The sequence below is a fragment of the Streptomyces argenteolus genome (genome assembly GCF_042902585.1).
In the GTDB taxonomy this organism is placed as follows: domain Bacteria; phylum Actinomycetota; class Actinomycetes; order Streptomycetales; family Streptomycetaceae; genus Streptomyces; species Streptomyces argenteolus.
The window spans coordinates 1,147,337-1,165,663 of the sequence record NZ_JBIBEG010000001.1; the positions used below are offsets into that span (position 1 = coordinate 1,147,337).

Here is an 18,327-nt window from a genome sequence, read left to right on the forward strand (position 1 = left end):
CCGGATGGGGACCGTCCTGCAGGGCATGAGGCACGTTCAGTGGCATGAGCTGCGCCATGCCCAGGGCTCCGCGTCCCAGGTGCCCGGGACGCTCTCGCGCATCGCCTGGGGCGACGCCGAGTCGGCCGAGGACGCGCTCAGCGATCTGCGCGCGTGGATAGCCGCCATGGCGGTGTTCGACGCGACGGTCGCCACCGTGCCGTTCCTCTGGGAGCTGGCCGCCGTGGAGACGGTCAGGGACCGGGCCGGTGTGCTCGGTCTGCTGCGGGCCGTCCTCGCCCACGCCCACCACCCGGAGTGGGCCGGGGACGCGCATCGAGCGGTGCTGGCGGGGAGGCAGACGGCCGAGAGGCTGGCCACGGACGGGGATCCGGCGGTGCGGAAGGCGGCCGGACAGCTGCTGGCCGCGCTCGGCGGGCACGTCTGCGAGACCTGCCCGCCGGAGTGAGGGACCGGACCCACGAACGGGGCGGCGCGCCCGGCGTGGCCGTTGCCGTCGCCTCCGCGCACCCAGTATGAACATCCCATGACCCTTCACTGGAAGCTCGTCATCGACGCCGGAGACCCGCACGCCCAGGCCGACTTCTGGGCCGAGGCTCTCGGCTACCTCCTCGAGGACAACAGCGCTCTGATCGAGCAACTGCTCGCCGCCGGGGCCGCGCCCGAGGCCGCCACGGTCCAGTCGCATGGGCGCCGGGCGTGGCGCGATCTCGCGGCGGTGCGGCACCCGGACGATCCGTACGACGTGAAGAGCGGGACCGGGCTCGGGCGCCGGCTGCTCTTCCAGCGCGTACCGGAGGTGAAGACGGTGAAGAACCGCCTGCACATGGACGTCCACGCGGCCCCCGGGGAGCGCGAGGCCGAGGTGGAGCGGCTCGTGCGCCTGGGCGCGGGCGTGCTGCGGACCGTCGACCACCCCGGGGGGTCCTGGCAGGTGCTCCTGGACCCGGAGGGCAACGAATTCTGCGTCCACTGACAGGGCCGACCGTCCCCGCAGGTCAGCGGCGTACGGCGGGAGGCCGATCTCTCTAGGCTGACCCTCATGTTCACGCCACTCGCCGCATACACCCTCGTCGCCACGGATCTGGACGGCACCCTGCTGCGTCCGGACGACTCGGTGAGCCCCCGCTCCCGCGCCGCCCTCGCCCGCGCCGCGGGGGCGGGCGCGCGGCATCTGATCGTCACGGGGCGCCCGGTGCCCGGCATACGCGCCCTGCTGGCGGACCTCGGTTACGACGGCCTCGCGGTCTGCGGACAGGGCGCGCAGGTGTACGACGCCGGGGCGGGCCGCATGGTGAGTTCGGTGACGCTGGACCGGGACCTGGCGGACACGGCGCTCGGCAAGATCGAGGCCGAGGTGGGCCAGGTCTTCGCCGCGGTCGACCAGGACGGCGCTGAGGGCAGGACCCTGATCGAGCCGGGCTACCGCATGCCGCACCCCACCCTCCCCGCCCGGCGGGCCGAACGGCGCGAGGAGCTGTGGGCGGAGCCGGTCGTCAAGGTGCTCATACGCCACCCCGCGCTGACGGACGACGAGCTGGCCGCCGCCGCGCGCGGCGCCGTCGGTGACCTGGCCTCCGTCACGATGGCGGGGCCGGGCACGGTGGAGCTGGCGCCGTACGGCGTCGACAAGGGCACCGGGATCGCGCGGGCCGCCGGGCTGCTGGACCGCGATCCGGCCGGGGCGGTGGCGTTCGGCGACATGCCCAACGACCTGCCGATGTTCCGGCTCTGCGGGCACCGGGTGGCGATGGCCGGCGCGCACGCGGAACTGAAGGCCGAGGCCGACGAGATCACCCTGTCCAACCGCGACGACGGGGTCGCGGTCGTCCTGGAGCGGCTGTTCGCCTGAGAGCAGGCTCCCCCGCGGAAGCGACGGCCGAAAAGCATCCCCCAAAACTTCATGCACGTGCACCTTCCTCTTCCTGCTCGGCAGCAGCCGCTCCGGCGGCAACACGGAGACCCTCGCCCGGCTCGCCGCCGAACAGCTGCCGCCCGGCACCCAGCAGCGATGGCTGGACCTGCGGGACCTCCCGCTGCCCGACTTCGAGGACCGGCGGCACTCGGACGGCCACACCAGCCCCACCGGGCACGCGGCGATCCTGCTGGAGGCGACCCTCGCGGCGACGGACGTGGTCGTGGCCTCACCGCTCTACTGGTACGCCGTCTCCACCTCCACCAAGCGCTACCTGGACCACTGGTCGGGCTGGCTGGAGACACCCGGGGTCGGCTTCGAGCGGCGGATGGCGGGGAAGACCCTCTGGGGCGTCACCGCACTCGCCGACCCCGACCCCGGAGCCGCCGACCCTCTCGCGGGCACCCTGCGCAGTGCGGCGCGCTACCTCGGGATGCGCTGGGGCGGGGTGCTGCTGGGCAACGGCAGCAAGCCCGGTGACGTACTGTCCGACACCGCGGCCACGGCCCGGGCGAAGGACTTCTTCGACTGAGACGGCCCGGCGGCAGGCGTCTTCAGCCGCCGGTAGCCGCGGGAGCGTCCACGGCGGGATCGGCCGGGACGGCGCGCAGGGACCGCAGGACATGGGCCACCAGCGCGGCGACGGTCTCCTCGTCCTGAGGGGGCTTGCGCAGCACCAGGCGGTAGTAGACCGGGCCGTAAATCATCTCCACGGCGAGCGGCAGGTCGGCGCCGGCGGGTATCTGCCCCTGCTCCTGCGCCCTGCGCATGCGCCCCACGGCAGCCTCGAAGCGCGGGCCGACGACGTCCTCGCGCACGGCCCGCCCGAGGACGTCGTCGTGGTGCAGCTCCGTGAGGATGCCGGCGTAGGCGGGTCCGTAGGGGGGCGTGGAGAGCAGCTTCACCGCCCCGGTGACATGGGTCCGCAGGTCGGCGTCGATGTCACCGGTGTCGACGAACGGCGTGGCGTTGACGAAGACTTCCGCGAACGCCTCCAGCAGCACCGCGCCCTTCGACGGCCACCAGCGGTAGATCGTCTTCTTGCTCACACCGGCGCGCGCCGCGATGGCCTCGACGGTGACGCGGCCGTAACCCCTCTCCGTGCACAGCTCCAGAGCGGCGTCCAGCGTCGCCCGCCGTGACCTCTCACTGCGACGCAGGGAACTCGGCGATGTGATCATTCGGTGAGCATAGGGGGATTCCACCCACCGCTTGTTGACAGGTCGTCGCCAGAAGTCGAACAATGACCAGGCTGGAAACGGAACGTACCGTGTCGTGACGCTCCGTCCCGCACACCGTTCGTGCCGTTCGTGCCGCGACGAGCCGATCGGGGGACGGCTCGACCGGCCGACGGCGCGCACGGAACGTGCGAGGCTCTCAGACGGTGATGTCCTTCGTCGTGAACCGCGCCCAGGCCGCTGAGCCGAACACCGCCGCGTAGAGCGCCTGCAGACCCAGGTTGCGCACCATCTCGTCCCCGTAGACGGGTTCGCGCAGCAGGTCCGTGAAGGACAGCCAGTAGTGCGGGAAGAGATACGGATGGATCGCGTGCAGCTGCGGCATCGTGTCCAGGATCTGCACGGTGACCAGGACTCCCACGGTGGCGGCCATCGCCGCGATCCCGCTGCCGGTGAGCGTCGAGACGAACAGCCCCAGCGCCGCGAACCCTGCCAGGGACACGGCCACCACCAGCGCGATCAGGCCCGCCCGCAGCAGTCCCTCACCGAAGCCGATGCGCGTCCCCGAGATCGTCGTGACCTCTCCCACCGGGAAGAGCAGCGCTCCGGTGGCGAGCGCCGACGCCGCCACGACGAGGGTGGCGAGCAGGCAGAACACGAGCACGGACGCGTACTTCGCGAGCAGCAGCCGGGTGCGGCCCGCCGGGGCGACCAGGAGGTACCGCAGGGTGCCGCCGCCGGCCTCGCCCGCGACGGAGTCCCCCGCGACGACGCCGACGGCCATGGGGAGGAAGACGGGGAGCGTCGCGGAGAGGGCGGCGAAGACGAGGAACAGGCCGTTGTTGGTGACCTGGGAGAGGAACGCGGGACCGCCTCCCCCGCCCCCGGGACCGCCCTGCGGCCCGTCGCCCGTCTCGATCCGGACGGCGATCCCGATGAGGACGGGCACGGCCGCGAGCACTCCGAGGAGCGCCACGGTGCGCCACCGGCGGAGCATGGTGGCCAGCTCGGAGCGGAGGATCCCGAGGCTCCACAGCGCGTGGCGCGGTGTGCGGGGCGCGGACGGGGCGGTGAGCTCAGCCTGCGACATCGAATCCCTCTCCGGTGAGTGCGACGAAGGCGTCCTCCAGCGAGGCCCGTTCGACGCCGAAGGCGCGTACGCGGACACCCCCGCGCACCAGGGCGGCGTTGAGGTCGGCGAGTTCCACCTCGCCCGGCGGCGCTTCGGCGCTGACCCGGTCCCCGTCGGTGACGAGCCCCTTCGCGCCGTGCTCCGCGAGGATGCGGGCGGCCGGGCCCGGGTCCGGAGTGGTGACCGCGAGCCGGCCCCGGGTGCCCGCGGCGAGCGCGGCGACGGGGCCCTGGACGAGGAGCCGGCCGCGGGCCATCACCGCCGCGTGGGTGCAGACCTGTTCGATCTCGTCGAGCAGGTGGGAGGAGAGGAAGACGGTGGTGCCCTCGGCCGCCAGTTCCCGGATCAGCGAACGGATCTCGCGCATGCCCTGCGGGTCGAGGCCGTTGGTCGGCTCGTCCAGCACGAGCAGTTTGCGCGGCCGGAGCAGCGCGGCGGCGAGCCCGAGGCGCTGCTTCATCCCGAGCGAGTACGCCTTGGCCTTCTTGCCCGCCGCGGCGGCGAGACCGACCCGTTCCAGGGCGTTCTCGACGCGGGCGCGCCGGGTGCGCGGATCGGCCGTCGGGTCGGCGGAGTCGAAGCGTACGAGATTGGCGCGGCCCGTCAGGAAGCCGTACAGGGCGGGGCCTTCGATCAGCGCGCCGACCTGGGGGAGCACGGTCCGGGCCGCTCCCGGCATGGCACGGCCCAGGACGTGGGCGGTGCCGGAGGTCGGGTCGATGAGGCCCATGAGCATCCGGATCGTGGTGGTCTTGCCCGAGCCGTTGGGTCCCAGGAAGCCGAAGACGCTGCCGCCCGGGACGGTGAGGTCGAGGCCGTCGACGGCCGGCTGCCCGCCGCGGTAGCGCTTGGTGAGACCACGGGTCTCGATCACGGCGCCGCGCCCCGGCCCCGCCTCCGGTCCGGCCACCGCGGCCTGTGTGTCGGTCATGCGCACTCCCGGTCCTGTCCCGCCGTGTGCGGGGAATCCCTCCGGCCTCCGGCGCCCCGTCCCGGCGTGTCCCGCCGCGCACGGCTCCCGCTCCGGCCGCGTACGGCTCCGCCCCGCCGTACGGAGCGTACGGCGGGGCGGGGGCGTACGGTGCGCCTTACCGGGCGGTGTCGGCCGCCTTCACCAGGGCGTCGGGGGTGACCGCGCCGACGTAGACCTTGCCGTCGTCCGTCATCAGCGCGTTGACCAGGCGCGTCTTGAAGACCGTGCCCGAGCCGAACGAGCCGGTGACCTTGTCGCCGAGGGCGTCCAGGAACTGCTGTGCCTGGGCCGGCATGTCACCGGAGCCCTGCGTGGGGAGGCCGGCGCCGCCCGGGATCTCGATCTCGGCGACGGTGTTCCAGCCCTCACCGATGACGTCGGGGCCCTTGAAGTCCTTCAGGGCGCCCAGGTCCTCGTGGGCCTTGTCCCCCGCACCGTGCTTCCCTGCCTCGTCCTTCAGCTCCTCGGCCTCGGTCACCTTCGCGCCCTTGGGCGGGGTGAAGGTGAAGGAGGACGCGTCGGGCTTCGAGAAGTCCACCTTGGTGAAGCCGGCGTCGATCGCGGCCTTGCCGCCGCTGGTCGGGGCCAGGGTGAACTTCAGCGGGACGCCGGTCGAGGCGTCGACCGCGACGGTGACGGACTTGACGGTGGAACCGGACTGCTTCGGCTTGATCAGGAGCTGGTAGGCGTCGCGCCCCGCCACCTGTGCCGTGCCGTCGACCGTGACGGACGTGGTGTCACCCGCCGCGGCGAGCGCCTCCTCGGCGAGCTCCTTCGGGGTGGTGGGCACGCCTTCGGGGGTCGCGCGCTTTTCGGTGCCGGCCTTCTCGGCGGACCGCGCGTGGTAGACCTCGTTGCTCTCGCTGTCGTATCCCCAGACGTCGTCGCCGTTGTGGACGACGCTGTACTCGGAGCCCTCGCCGAGGATCGAGAGCCGCTGCTTGTCGGGGCCGTCGACCGCCACCCGGAGCGTGTGCGTCCCGGAGGCGAGCTCCATGAGCTTCGCGTCCGGGGAGGCGCTCGACCCGTCGCCGCCCGTCTCCGGGGCGAAGGAGCCCGCGAGTCCGCCGAGCGCGGGGATGCCGAGGTCGGTGCTGACCTTGAGCGTCCCGGAGAGCTGCTCCTCGTCCGATGCGGCGATCTTCTCGATCAGTTCCTGCGCCGTGATGTCAGGGAGCTCGGGGTCTCCGGAGTCCGCGAGTGCCGGGACGAGTCCGATCGTCGCCGCCGCCACTCCCGCCACCGCGAAGGGGACGATGTAGCGCGCCGCCTTCCGGCGGCCCACGACAGTGCCCGTGGCCTCGCCGTTGGTCTCTGCGCTGTCGTTCGGTGCCATGTGTGCTCTACCTCCGTGGTCGGCGGCTGCCATCCCGTTGCACGTCCACTCCCCGCCGCCATTCTCACCCGATGTGGTCAGGAGTGGTTGTCATCCATCTGACCAAATCGGGCGCGAACAAGCGTCAGTCCTCGGGAGCAACTCCGTGTACCTCTCCGGGATGACCCGGGAGCACGGAGGGCGCGGGCACCCCTAGGGGTTCAGCCCGCGCGGTGCACCACAGCGTCGCACAGCTCTTCGAGCGCCGCCTTGGCATAGCACTCGGGCAGCGGTGCCAGGGTCGCCCTGGCCTCCTGGGCGTAGCGGACGGTGTCCCGCCGCGCCTGCTCCAGCGCGGGGTGGGCGCGCAGCCGGCGCAGGGCCTCCGCGAGCCTGTCGTCGTCACCGAGGTCGCCGTCCAGGAGCTCCACGAGCTCCTTGTCCTGCGGGTCGTCCCCGGCCGCCGCCCGCGCGCGCAGGTGGAGTACCGGCAGGGTGGGGATGCCCTCACGCAGGTCGGTGCCGGGCGTCTTGCCCGACTCGTGGGAGTCGCTGGCGATGTCCAGGACGTCGTCGGCGAGCTGGAAGGCGATGCCGAGGCGTTCGCCGTACTGGGTGAGGATGTCGACGACCGACTCGTCCGCTCCGGCCATCAGGGCACCGAACCGGCCCGAGACGGCGACCAGGGACCCGGTCTTGCCGCCCAGCACGTCCATGTAGTGGTCGACCGGGTCGCGGCCGTCCCGCGGGCCCGCGGTCTCCAGGATCTGGCCGGTGACCAGGCGTTCGAACGCCTCGGCCTGGATACGTACGGCTTCCGGGCCGAGGTCGGCCAGGATGTGGGAGGCGCGGGCGAAGAGGAAGTCGCCCGTCAGGACGGCGACGGAGTTGCCCCAGCGCGTGTTGGCGCTGTCCACCCCGCGGCGCACGTCCGCCTCGTCCATCACGTCGTCGTGGTACAGCGTCGCCAGGTGCGTCAGCTCGACGACGACGGCCGCGGGGACGACCCCCGGGGCGTCGGGGTCGCCGAACTGCGCGGCGAGCATCACCAGCAGCGGCCGGAAGCGCTTGCCGCCCGCGCTGACCAGGTGCTGTGCGGCCTCCGTGATGAAGGGGACCTCACTCTTGGTCGCGTCCAGGAGCCCCGCCTCGACAGCGGCCAAACCGGCCTGGACATCGGCCTCAAGCGCCTGGTCCCGCACGCGCAGTCCGAACGGCCCGACGACGGTCACGAGGGGATCTCCTGTCTGCTGACGATCACACTGAATGTCGATGTGTCGCTGTCATCACTCAACTCAGCGTATCCGGTCCCCTTTGGATCACCGTGGGCGCCTTCCCGCCACCGCCGGTATGTTCGGGATCAGCTCATACGATCAGGAGTTGTCGCTTTGTCCCACACCGCGACCGGTACCGAACCGGCCCAGCCGCCGCCCGGAGACGACACGGCCTTCTTCGGCCAGCCACGGGGGCTGATGACCCTGTCCGGGCTGGAGGTCTGGGAACGCTTCTCGTTCCTCGGGATGCAGGCGATCCTGGTCCTCTTCTTCGCCGACACGGTCTCCGGCGGCGGCATGGGCATGGAGCCGGGCACCGCCGCCTCGGTCTCCGCCGCCTACGGCACCCTGGTCTATCTGGTCTCGGTCGCCGGCGGCTGGCTGGCCGACCGGATCCTCGGTTCGTACCGTGCCGTGCTGTACGGCGGCATCCTCATCGCCTGCGGCCACTACGCCATGGCCGTGCCGACCGCCACGATGACCTGGGTGGGCCTCGGGCTGATCAGCGCGGGCACGGGTCTGCTCAAGCCCAACGTGGCCTCGATGGTCGGCAAGCTGTACCGCACGGAGGACGACCGCAGGGACGCCGGCTTCGCGCTCTACTACATGGGCATCAACATCGGCGCCTTCGCCGGCCCGCTCGTCACCGCCTGGCTGGGTGACCACGCCGGCTGGCACTGGGGATTCTCGGCCGCGGCGTTCGGCATGACGCTCGGCCTGATCCAGTACGTCGCGGGCCGGCGTCACCTGGCCGGGCGAAAGCACGGCGCGGAGTACGCCCTCGCGCCCGGCCCGATGCGCCGGGCCGTGCTGCTCATCGTGGCCGGCGTCGTGGTGGCCGCCTTGGCGGCGACCGCCCTGACGCTGGCCGGGTGGCTGACCATGGACCGCTTCGTCGACGTCCTCACCCTCGTCTCGGTGATCGCGCCCGTCGTCTACTTCGTCGTGATGTTCAGGAGCCCGCGGGTCAGCCCGGAGGAGCGCGGCAGGCTCAGGCCGTACGTCGTCCTCTTCCTGGCGTCCGTCGTCTTCAACTTCATCCTCTTCCAGGCGTACTCCACGATGATGCTGCTGGCCTCGACGAACGCCCGTACGGAGATCTTCGGCTTCCACTTCCCGGCGGGCTGGTACGCCTCCGCGCTGGGCGCCTTCGAGGTGGCGCTCGCACCCGTCGTGGCGGCCGTCTGGGCCCGGATGGGACCGCGCCAGCCGCACGCGTCGAACAAGATCGCGATCGGCGTGATCCTCGGCGGTCTCTCCTTCCTGCTGATGGTCCTGCCGACCTCCGGGCACGCCGACGACACCTACCGGATGACCGCCTGGTGGATCGTCGGCTCCTACCTGCTGCTCGGACTCGGCGACATCCTGCTGGAGACCTCCGGCATGTCCGCCACCACGAAGCTCGCCCCCAAGGCGTTCGCCAGCCAGACGATGGCGCTGTGGTTCCTGTCCCTGGCCCTCGCCAACGGCATCCAGGCACAGATCGTGAAGCTGTACGGCGAGGTCTCCAACCCCGCCTACTTCGGTGTCAATGGTGCCGTCGCGGTGGTGGCCGGTCTGGCCGTCGTCGCCGCCGCTCCCTGGCTCAGGCGCACCATGCACCCCGTCCACTGAGGTACGCCATGCACATCCGCACCGCATTCCCGTACGAGACCATCCACGAGGACCTGTACATCCCGCTGGCGGACGGCACCCAGCTGTACGCACGGATCTGGCGGCCGGTCACCGACGAACCGGTGCCCGCCCTGCTGGAGTACCTGCCCTACCGGCTGAGCGACTGGACCGCGCCGCGCGACTGGCAGCGCCACCCCTGGTACGCGGGCCACGGCTACGCCTCCGTACGCGTCGACGTACGCGGGCACGGCAACAGCGAGGGGATGCCGGGCGACGAGTACGACGCGACGGAGCTCGCCGACGGGGTGGCGGTCGTGCACTGGCTCGCGCAGCAGGAATGGTGCTCGGGCCGGGTCGGCATGTTCGGCATCTCCTGGGGCGGCTTCAACTCGCTCCAGATCGCCGCCCTCGCCCCGGAACCGCTGAAGGCCATCGTCACCGTGTGCTCGGCCGACGACCGCTACGACAACGACGTGCACTACATGGGCGGCTCGGTCCTCGGCGTGGACATGCACGCCTGGGCCTCCACCATGCTGGCGTTCGTCTGTCGGCCCCCGGACCCGGCGGACGTCGGCGAGGACTGGCGGGACATGTGGCTGCGGCGGCTGGAGAAGGTCGATCCGTTCATCCACACCTGGCTGGCGCACCAGACCCGTGACGACTACTGGAAGCACGGCAGCGTCTGCGAGGACTACGGCGCGATCAAGGCGAAGGTCCTGGCGGTGGGCGGCTGGCACGACCCGTACCGCGACACGGTCCTGCGGCTCGTGGAGCACCTGGACCCCGGGCAGGTGCGCGGGCTGATCGGCCCCTGGTCGCACCAGTACCCGGACCGCGGGCTCCCGCCGGGCCCCGCGATCGGCTTCCTCCAGGAGACGCTGCGCTGGTGGGACGAGCACCTCAAGGACAAGGACACCGGGGTGATGAACGAGCCGCTGCTGCGGTCCTGGATCAGCGGCTCGCACCCTCCCGCCACGGTCTACGAGACGCTGCCCGGGCGCTGGGTCGGCGACGCGGCGTGGCCCTCGGAGAATGTCGCGCCGGTGGCGTACGCGCTGGCGGGCGGCCCGCAGACCGTCCGCTCGCCCCAGCAGACGGGACTGGACGCGGGACGCTTCTTCCCCTTCGGCAACGAGGCCGACCTGCCGCCGGACCAGCGGGACGAGGACGCCAAGTCGGTCTGCTTCGAGTTCCCCGTCGAGGACGCGCCGATCGAGATCCTCGGCCGACCCCGGGTGTCGCTGCGCATCCGGATGGACGTACCGCGCGGGCAGGTGATCGCGCGGCTCTGCGACGTGGCCCCCGACGGCGCCTCGACCCTGGTGACCCGGGGCGCCCTCAACCTGGCCGCCCGTCACGGACGCGACCGCTCCGACGACTGGCCCGCCGGGGAGACCGAGGACGTCAGCTTCGAGCTCAACGGCATCGGCCACACGTTCCCGCCCGGGCACCGCATCAGGATCGCGGTCTCGTCCTCCTACTGGCCGTGGATCTGGCCGCAGGCCGGCTCGGAGGGCTTCACCCTGAAGGCCGACGGGAGCATCGTCGAGCTCCCCGTCCGCCGGCACACCGAGGACCCGGGGATCACCTTCGGCGAACCGGAGCAGGCGGAGCCGCTCGGTGTCGTGTATCCGGTGACGCTCGAAGAGCCGCGACCCGAGCGTCTGGTGGTCCGTGACGTCGCCAAGGGCGAATGGCGTCTGGAGGTCGATCCGCGCTACGGCGGCACACGGGTCTATCCCGACGGGCTGGAGTTCACCGAGGACGCGCTGGAGACCTACACGATCCAGCAGGACGACCCGCTGTCGGCCCGGGCCCGCTCGGACTGGACGATCCGGCTCCACCGTCCCGAGATGGCCTGGGACGTGCGGATCGAGACGCGTTCGGAGACGAGCGCGGACGCGGACGACTTCATCACCTCCAACGAGGTCGTGTGCAAGGACGGCGAGGAGGTCGTCTTCCACCGGACCTGGGAGAAACGCATCCCCCGCACGGCGGGCTGACCAGGGTTATCACGTAACTTTCCGGGCATTACGCCTACTTGAGGCACTGCCGCCGACCGGCGCCGCCGACGTACCGTGTTCCTCAAGCCACTGGAAAGGGGCAGCGACAGATGCCCGAGCAGAGCAGTCCGCTCGATCTGGCCGAGGGTGATCCCTTCGGCCCGCACAATCTCCCGTACGGCGTGTTCTCCACCCCTGGGCACCCGCAGGAGCGCAGGGTCGGCGTCCGCGTCGGCGGTCATGTACTGGACGCGGGAGCGGCGGCGCACGCGCTCGGCTCGCCGTACGCCCGGCTGCTGGCGCAGCCGAGCCTCATGCCGCTCCTGGCGGCGGGACGGACCGCGTGGCGGGACGTGCGGCGGGCCCTGACGGCCTGGGTGACCGTCCCGGCGCACCGCGCCGACATGGAGCCCCTGCTGTATCCGCTCGACGGGGTGACCCTGCACCTGCCGTACGAGGTCGCCGACTACGTCGACTTCTACGCCAGCGAGCACCACGCCACCAACGTGGGGAAGATCTTCCGTCCCGATGGCGCGGCCCTCACACCCAACTGGAAGCACCTGCCCATCGGCTACCACGGCCGGTCCGGCACCGTCGTCGTCTCCGGCACGGACGTGGTGCGCCCCTCCGGGCAGCGCAAGGCACCTTCCGATCCGGTCCCCGTGTTCGGCCCCTCGGCCAAGCTGGACATCGAGGCCGAGGTCGGCTTCGTCGTCGGCGTCCCCTCGGACCAGGGCGTCCCCGTGGCGCTCGGCGACTTCAGGGACCACGTCTTCGGGCTCTCGCTGCTCAACGACTGGTCGGCGCGCGACATCCAGGCGTGGGAGTACGTGCCGCTCGGCCCCTTCCTGGGCAAGTCCTTCGCCACCTCCGTCTCGGCGTGGGTGACTCCGCTGGAGGCCCTGGACGCGGCCCGTACGGCACCACCCGCCCGGGACTTCGCACTGCTGCCGTATCTCGACGACGCGGAGGACGAGGAGCTGGGCGGCTTCGACATCCGGATCTCGGTCGCGATCAACGGCCAGGTGGTGTCCGAACCGCCGTTCTCCTCCATGTACTGGACGGCGGCGCAGCAACTGGCCCAGATGACCGTCAACGGCGCCTCGCTGCGCACCGGTGACCTGTACGGCTCGGGGACGGTCAGCGGCGCCGAGCCCGGGCAGCGGGGCTCCCTGCTGGAGCTCACCTGGAACGGTCGCGATCCGCTGGACCTGCCCGAGGGCAAGCGGACGTTCCTGGAGGACGGGGACACCGTCACCCTGACCGCCTGGGCACCTGGTCCGCACGGAACCCGGGTCGGGCTCGGGGAGGTCACCGGACGGATCGTCGCCTCGCCGTGAGCGACCCGGCGCCGACGCCCCCCGAGGGTCGCCGCTGCTCGCCCTGGATCCCGTCCGCGGGAAGCCGTACCGCTCCGGGAGTACGGCGTCGCCGGGGCCGTCCTGGCGGAGCCGGGCCGTCCTGGCGGAGCCGGGGCTCCCGGTGCGGGGCGCCGGCGCAGCGCTGGCAGTGGCGGCCCGGGCGACGACCGAGGAGTAGGGCCGAGGAGTAGGGCCGGGATACCGGCCCCGCCCTGGGATCACCCGAGGATCAGTCGAACTCCGGCGGCTCCTCGTCCCAGCCGAACTCCGGGTCCGATTCCTGCGTGGCCGGCCGGGCCGCCGGCACCGAGGCCGGTGCGGGGGCCGCTGCCGTATCCGGAGCGGCGGACGGTTCCATGTCCCCCAGCCCCGCCAGCACCTCCAGCACGCCTTCGCCGTACGTCGCCAGCTTCTTCTCGCCGAGGCCGCTGACCCCGCCGAGCTCCGCGAGCGACCCGGGGCGCAGGGTCGCGATCTCCCGCAGGGTCGCGTCGTGGAAGATCACGTACGCCGGGAGGCCCAGCTCCTTGGCCTGGGCGCCGCGCCAGGCGCGCAGGGCCTCGAAGACCGGGACGGCCTCGGCCGGCAGGTCGGCCGCCACGGCGGCCTTGCCCTTGCGCTCGCCGCCGGAGGACGACCGGGACGTGGGGCGCTTCGGCTCCTTGCGGAGCATCACCTCGCGCTCCCGGCCGAGCACGGAGCCGCTCTCCTGCGTGAGCACCAGCGTGCCGTACTCGCCCTCGACGGCCAGCAGTCCCTGGGCCAGCAGCTGGCGCACGACACCCCGCCACTCGGCCTCGGACAGCTCCTCGCCGATACCGAAGACCGAGAGTTGGTCGTGGTCGAACTGGATCGTCTTGGCCGTCTTGCGGCCCAGCAGGATGTCGATGATCTGACCGGCCCCGAACTTCTGGTTCCGCTCGCGCTTCAGCCGGACCACGGTGGACAGCAGCTTCTGGGCGACCACCGTGCCGTCCCAGGTCTCGGGCGGGGTGAGGCAGGTGTCGCAGTTGCCGCAGGTCTGCTCGCCGGGTTCCTGGCCGAAGTACGTCAGGAGCTGGGCGCGGCGGCACTGCACGGTCTCGCAGAGCGCCAGCATGGAATCGAGGTGCGAGGCCGCCCGGCGCCGGAAGGCCTCGTCGCCCTCCCCGCTCTGGATCAGCTTGCGCTGCTGGACGACGTCCTGGAGTCCGTACGCCATCCAGGCCGTGGACGGCGCACCGTCACGCCCGGCACGGCCCGTCTCCTGGTAGTAGCCCTCGACGGACTTCGGCAGGTCGAGGTGGGCGACGAAGCGCACGTCGGGCTTGTCGATGCCCATGCCGAAGGCGATCGTCGCCACGACGACGAGGCCCTCCTCGCGCAGGAAGCGCGCCTGGTGGGCGGCGCGCGTCCCGGCGTCCAGACCCGCGTGGTACGGCACGGCCTCGATGCCGTTGCGGCAGAGGTACTCGGCGGTCTTCTCCGTGGAGTTGCGCGAGAGGCAGTAGACGATGCCGGCGTCCCCCGCGTGCTCCTCCTTGAGGAAGGTGAGCAGCTGCTTCTTCGGGTCGGACTTCCCCACGATGCGGTACTGGATGTTGGGACGGTCGAAGCTGGCCACGAAGTGCCTGGCCTCGGGCATGCCCAGCCGCTGGGTGATCTCCCGGTGGGTCGCGTCGGTCGCCGTGGCCGTCAGCGCGATGCGGGGCACGTCGGGCCAGCGCTCGCCCAGCACCGACAGGGCCAGGTAGTCGGGGCGGAAGTCGTGGCCCCACTGGGCGACACAGTGCGCCTCGTCGATGGCGAAGACGGAGATCTCACCGCGGGCCAGCAGCGAGAGCGTCGAGTCGAGACGCAGCCGCTCCGGGGCCAGGTACAGCACGTCGAGCTCACCCGCGAGGTACTGGGCCTCCATCGAGCGGCGCTCGTCGAAGTCCTGGGTGGAGTTCATGAAGCCCGCGCGGACACCGAGGGCGCGCAGGGCGTCCACCTGGTCCTGCATGAGCGCGATCAGAGGGGAGACGACGATGCCGGTGCCGGGCCTGACCAGGGCGGGGATCTGGTAGCAGAGGGACTTGCCGCCGCCGGTGGGCATGAGCACGACCGCGTCGCCGCCCCCGACGACGTGCTCGATCACCGCGCCCTGCTCGCCGCGGAACGCCTCGTACCCGAACACCCGGTGCAGCGTCTGCTGCGCAGCGCTCTCGGTCGTCACACTCATCGTCCGCCCGCTCCGTTCCGTACCGCCGCACCCGTCCACTGCAACCATAGGCGCCCCCTACGACAACGCCGGACGGGCTTGACTTCCAGGGCCCGTCCGGCGTCGTCGTGGTGCTGCCGTGCGTCACCGCACGAACACGCCCGCCTGGCTCGCCAGGTCGAGGAAGTACTGCGGGGCGAGGCCCAGCACCAGGGTCACGGCGACCCCGACGGCGATCGTGGTCATGGTCAGCGGGGAGGGGACGGCGACCGTGGGGCCGTCCGCCTTCGGCTCGCTGAAGAACATCAGGACGATGACCCGGATGTAGAAGAACGCGGCGATGGCCGACGAGATCACACCGACCACGACGAGGCCGCCGGCTCCGCTGTCCGCCGCCGCCTTGAAGACGGCGAACTTGCCGGAGAAGCCCGAGGTGAGCGGGATGCCGGCGAAGGACAGCAGGAACACGGCGAAGACCGCCGCGGTCAGCGGGGAGCGCCGGCCGAGGCCGGCCCACTTCGACAGGTGGGTGGCCTCGCCGCCCGCGTCGCGTACCAGCGTGACGACGGCGAAGGCGCCGACGGTCACGAAGGAGTACACGCCGAGGTAGAAGAGGACCGAGGAGACACCGTCGGGGCTGGCCGCGATCACACCGGCGAGGATGAAGCCGGCGTGCGCGATCGAGGAGTAGGCCAGGAGCCGCTTGATGTCCGTCTGGGTGATCGCCACGATCGCCCCGCCCAGCATCGTGACGATCGCGACGCCCCACATGACGGGACGCAGGTCCCAGGTGAGGCCGGGCAGCACGACGTAGAGCAGGCGCAGCAGCGCGCCGAACGCGGCCACCTTCGTCGCGGCGGCCATGAAGCCGGTGACCGGGGTCGGGGCGCCCTGGTAGACGTCCGGGGTCCACATGTGGAACGGCACCGCGCCGACCTTGAACAGCAGGCCCATGAGGATCATCGCGCCGCCGATCAGCAGCAGCGCGTCGTTGCCCATGGTGTCCGCGAGCGCGGGGTCGATCTCCTGGACCGTGCCGTCCACGACGTTGGCGATGCCGGCGTACGAGACGGTGCCCGCGTATCCGTAGAGCAGGGCGATCCCGAAGAGGAGGAACGCCGAGGAGAACGAACCCAGCAGGAAGTACTTCACCGCGGCTTCCTGCGACATCAGCCGCTTGCGGCGGGCCAGGGCGCACAGGAGGTAGAGCGGGAGGGAGAAGACCTCCAGCGCGACGAACAGGGTCAGCAGGTCGTTCGCCGCGGGGAAGACGAGCATGCCCGCCACGGCGAAGAGGGCCAGCGGGAAGACCTCCGTCGTGGTGAAGCCGGCCTTGACGGCGGCCTTCTCCCCGTCGCTGCCGGGGACCGCTCCGGCCTGTGCGGCGAAGGAGTCCACGCGGTTGCCGTGGGAGACCGGGTCGAGACGGCGCTCGGCGAACGTGAACACGGAGATCATCGAGACGAGCAGGATGGTGCCCTGGAGGAACAGGGCCGGTCCGTCGACGGCGATGGCGCCCATGGCGGCGACGTGCGCGCTCTTCGCGGCGTAACCGTCGGCGGCGAGCCCCACCACCGCGGCGAACGCGGCGGCGAGGGCGACGACCGTGAGGAACACCTGCGTGGTGTAGCGCGCCCGGCGCGGGAGGAAGGCCTCCACCAGGACGCCGAGGACGGCGGCGCCGACCACGATCAGGACAGGGGCGAGCTGGGCGTACTCGATGTCCGGTGCGGTGAACCTGTCCCCCGCGGCGGCCGATGTCACCTCGCCCGCCGTCGTCCACAGGCTGTGGACAGCTGTTGCGCTCACTTGGCGGCCTCCACCTCGGGCTGGGGGTCCTGCTTCTGTACGTCGTGCATGGTGTGCTGGACCGCGGGGTTGACGACCTCGGTGAGCGGCTTCGGGAAGACGCCCAGGAAGATCAGCACGGCGATCAGCGGGAGCGCCACCGCGAGCTCACGGACCTTGAGGTCGGGCATGTCCCCGATCCCCTCCCTGACCGGCCCCGTCATCGTCCGCTGGTAGAGGACCAGGACGTAGAGGGCCGCGAGCACGATGCCGACGGTCGCGATGATGCCGACCACCGGGTACGCGCTGAACGCGCCGACCAGGACCAGGAACTCACTGACGAACGGGGCGAGTCCGGGCAGTGAGAGGGTGGCCAGACCGCCGATCAGGAAGGTCCCCGCCAGCAGGGGCGCCACCTTCTGGACCCCGCCGTAGTCGGCGATGAGACGCGAGCCCCGCCGTGTGATCAGGAATCCGGCGACCAGCATCAGCGCGGCCGTCGAGATGCCGTGGTTGACCATGTAGAGCGTGGCACCCGACTGTCCCTGACTGGTCATCGCGAAGATCCCGAGCACGATGAAGCCGAAGTGCGAGATCGACGCGTAGGCGATCAGCCGCTTGATGTCGCGCTGGCCCACGGCGAGCAGGGCGCCGTAGATGATGGAGATCAGCGCCAGGACGAGGATCACCGGCGTCGCCCACTTGCTGGCCTCCGGGAAGAGCTGGAGGCAGAAGCGCAGCATCGCGAACGTGCCGACCTTGTCGACGACCGCGGTGATGAGGACGGCTACCGGGGTGGTCGCCTCCCCCATCGCGTTGGGGAGCCACGTGTGCAGCGGCCAGAGCGGGGCCTTCACCGCGAAGGCGAAGAAGAACCCGAGGAACAGCCACCGCTCGGTGGAGCTCGCCATGTCCAGCGAGCCGTTGGCCCGTGCCTCGGCGATCTCGGAGAGCGAGAAGCTCCCCGCGACGACGTAGAGCCCGATGACGGCGGCCAGCATGATGAGCCCGCCGGCCAGGTTGTAGAGGAGGAACTTCACCGCGGCGTAGCTGCGCTGCGCCGCGGCGTTCTCGTCGCTGCCCGTATGGGCCCGGTCCCCGAAGCCGCCGATGAGGAAGTACATCGGGATGAGCATGGCTTCGAAGAGGATGTAGAAGAGGAAGACGTCGGTGGCCACGAAGGACAGGATCACCATCGCTTCGACCATCAGGATCAGGGCGAAGAAGCCCTGGGTCGGCCGCCACCGGCTCGAGTTGGTCTCCAGGGGGTCGGCGTCGTGCCAGCCCGCCAGGATGACGAAGGGGATCAGCAGCGCGGTGAGCGCCAGGAGCGCCACCCCGATGCCGTCGACGCCCAGTTCGTAGCGGACGCCGAAGTCCTTGATCCAGGCGTGCGACTCGGTGAGCTGGTAGCGCTCGCCGCCGGGCTCGAAGCGGGCGAACACGATGCCGGCCAGGACGAGCGTGGCCAGCGATACGGCCAGCGCGAGCCACTTGGCCGCGGTGCGCCGGGCGGCCGGGACCGCCGCGGTGGCGATCGCGCCGATCGCCGGGAGCGCCGCCGTCGCTGTCAGCAGGGGAAAGGACATGGG

General features: G+C 71.5%; 15 protein-coding genes. 7 read left to right on the forward strand and 8 right to left on the reverse strand.

Annotated elements, in window-relative coordinates:
- Positions 1 to 4 precede the first annotated feature (4 nt).
- The 4 genes from ACFY8O_RS05170 (at position 5) to ACFY8O_RS05185 (ending at position 2,447) form a co-directional block, all read left to right on the forward strand.
- On the forward strand, positions 5 to 448 hold the full coding sequence (locus ACFY8O_RS05170) for a hypothetical protein (RefSeq protein WP_387898932.1): 444 nt from the start codon (positions 5 to 7) through the stop codon (positions 446 to 448).
- A gap of 78 nt (positions 449 to 526) precedes the next feature.
- Complete coding sequence (locus ACFY8O_RS05175) at positions 527 to 976, forward strand: VOC family protein (protein ID WP_145804148.1); 450 nt, start codon at positions 527 to 529, stop codon at positions 974 to 976.
- Positions 977 to 1,042: 66 nt separating this feature from the next.
- Positions 1,043 to 1,852, forward strand: a complete 810-nt coding sequence (locus tag ACFY8O_RS05180) for an HAD family hydrolase (protein WP_387898934.1) — start codon at positions 1,043 to 1,045, stop codon at positions 1,850 to 1,852.
- 73 nt (positions 1,853 to 1,925) lie between these two features.
- Positions 1,926 to 2,447: a flavodoxin family protein gene (locus ACFY8O_RS05185; protein ID WP_387899596.1), complete on the forward strand. Its 522-nt coding sequence runs from the start codon at positions 1,926 to 1,928 to the stop codon at positions 2,445 to 2,447.
- 22 nt (positions 2,448 to 2,469) lie between these two features.
- Here the strand turns inward: ACFY8O_RS05185 and ACFY8O_RS05190 are convergent, their stop codons facing one another.
- The 5 genes from ACFY8O_RS05190 to ACFY8O_RS05210 all read right to left on the reverse strand — a co-directional run bounded on the left by ACFY8O_RS05190 (position 2,470) and on the right by ACFY8O_RS05210 (position 7,745).
- A complete protein-coding gene (locus ACFY8O_RS05190) occupies positions 2,470 to 3,096 on the reverse strand; it encodes a TetR/AcrR family transcriptional regulator (RefSeq protein WP_387898937.1) in 627 nt (208 codons plus the stop codon).
- Between the two features lie 196 nt (positions 3,097 to 3,292).
- The gene (locus ACFY8O_RS05195; RefSeq protein ID WP_387898945.1) at positions 3,293 to 4,183 is read right to left on the reverse strand and encodes an ABC transporter permease; all 891 of its coding nucleotides are present in this window, start codon (positions 4,181 to 4,183) and stop codon (positions 3,293 to 3,295) included.
- Positions 4,170 to 5,156: an ABC transporter ATP-binding protein gene (locus ACFY8O_RS05200; RefSeq protein ID WP_387898948.1), complete on the reverse strand. Its 987-nt coding sequence runs from the start codon at positions 5,154 to 5,156 to the stop codon at positions 4,170 to 4,172. The genes ACFY8O_RS05195 and ACFY8O_RS05200 overlap by 14 nt, the downstream gene beginning before the upstream one ends.
- 157 nt (positions 5,157 to 5,313) lie before the next feature.
- Positions 5,314 to 6,534 (reverse strand): LolA family protein, encoded by a 1,221-nt coding sequence (locus tag ACFY8O_RS05205; protein ID WP_387898950.1) that lies wholly within the window; start codon positions 6,532 to 6,534, stop codon positions 5,314 to 5,316.
- 200 nt (positions 6,535 to 6,734) lie between these two features.
- Positions 6,735 to 7,745, reverse strand: coding sequence for a polyprenyl synthetase family protein (locus ACFY8O_RS05210; protein ID WP_145804162.1), 1,011 nt, complete (start codon positions 7,743 to 7,745; stop codon positions 6,735 to 6,737).
- Between the two features lie 156 nt (positions 7,746 to 7,901).
- On the opposite strand from ACFY8O_RS05210, the gene ACFY8O_RS05215 reads away from it, so the two are divergent.
- The 3 genes from ACFY8O_RS05215 (at position 7,902) to fahA (ending at position 12,744) form a co-directional block, all read left to right on the forward strand.
- On the forward strand, positions 7,902 to 9,401 hold the full coding sequence (locus ACFY8O_RS05215; protein ID WP_387898954.1) for a peptide MFS transporter: 1,500 nt from the start codon (positions 7,902 to 7,904) through the stop codon (positions 9,399 to 9,401).
- Between the two features lie 8 nt (positions 9,402 to 9,409).
- Positions 9,410 to 11,404, forward strand: a complete 1,995-nt coding sequence (locus tag ACFY8O_RS05220; RefSeq protein ID WP_145804165.1) for a CocE/NonD family hydrolase — start codon at positions 9,410 to 9,412, stop codon at positions 11,402 to 11,404.
- A gap of 110 nt (positions 11,405 to 11,514) precedes the next feature.
- Positions 11,515 to 12,744 carry a fumarylacetoacetase gene (fahA, locus tag ACFY8O_RS05225; RefSeq protein ID WP_387898957.1) on the forward strand — a complete coding sequence of 410 codons (1,230 nt, stop codon included), beginning with the start codon at positions 11,515 to 11,517 and terminating at the stop codon, positions 12,742 to 12,744.
- A gap of 250 nt (positions 12,745 to 12,994) precedes the next feature.
- Here fahA and recQ read toward each other — a convergent pair whose 3' ends face one another.
- From recQ to ACFY8O_RS05240, 3 genes are all read right to left on the reverse strand, one after another.
- The gene (gene recQ / locus ACFY8O_RS05230) at positions 12,995 to 14,968 is read right to left on the reverse strand and encodes a DNA helicase RecQ (protein ID WP_387898960.1); all 1,974 of its coding nucleotides are present in this window, start codon (positions 14,966 to 14,968) and stop codon (positions 12,995 to 12,997) included.
- Positions 14,969 to 15,091: 123 nt separating this feature from the next.
- Positions 15,092 to 16,756, reverse strand: coding sequence for an NADH-quinone oxidoreductase subunit NuoN (nuoN, locus tag ACFY8O_RS05235; RefSeq protein WP_387898963.1), 1,665 nt, complete (start codon positions 16,754 to 16,756; stop codon positions 15,092 to 15,094).
- Positions 16,753 to 18,324, reverse strand: coding sequence for an NADH-quinone oxidoreductase subunit M (locus tag ACFY8O_RS05240; RefSeq protein ID WP_387898966.1), 1,572 nt, complete (start codon positions 18,322 to 18,324; stop codon positions 16,753 to 16,755). The genes nuoN and ACFY8O_RS05240 overlap by 4 nt, the downstream gene beginning before the upstream one ends.
- Between the last annotated feature and the right edge of the window lie 3 nt (positions 18,325 to 18,327).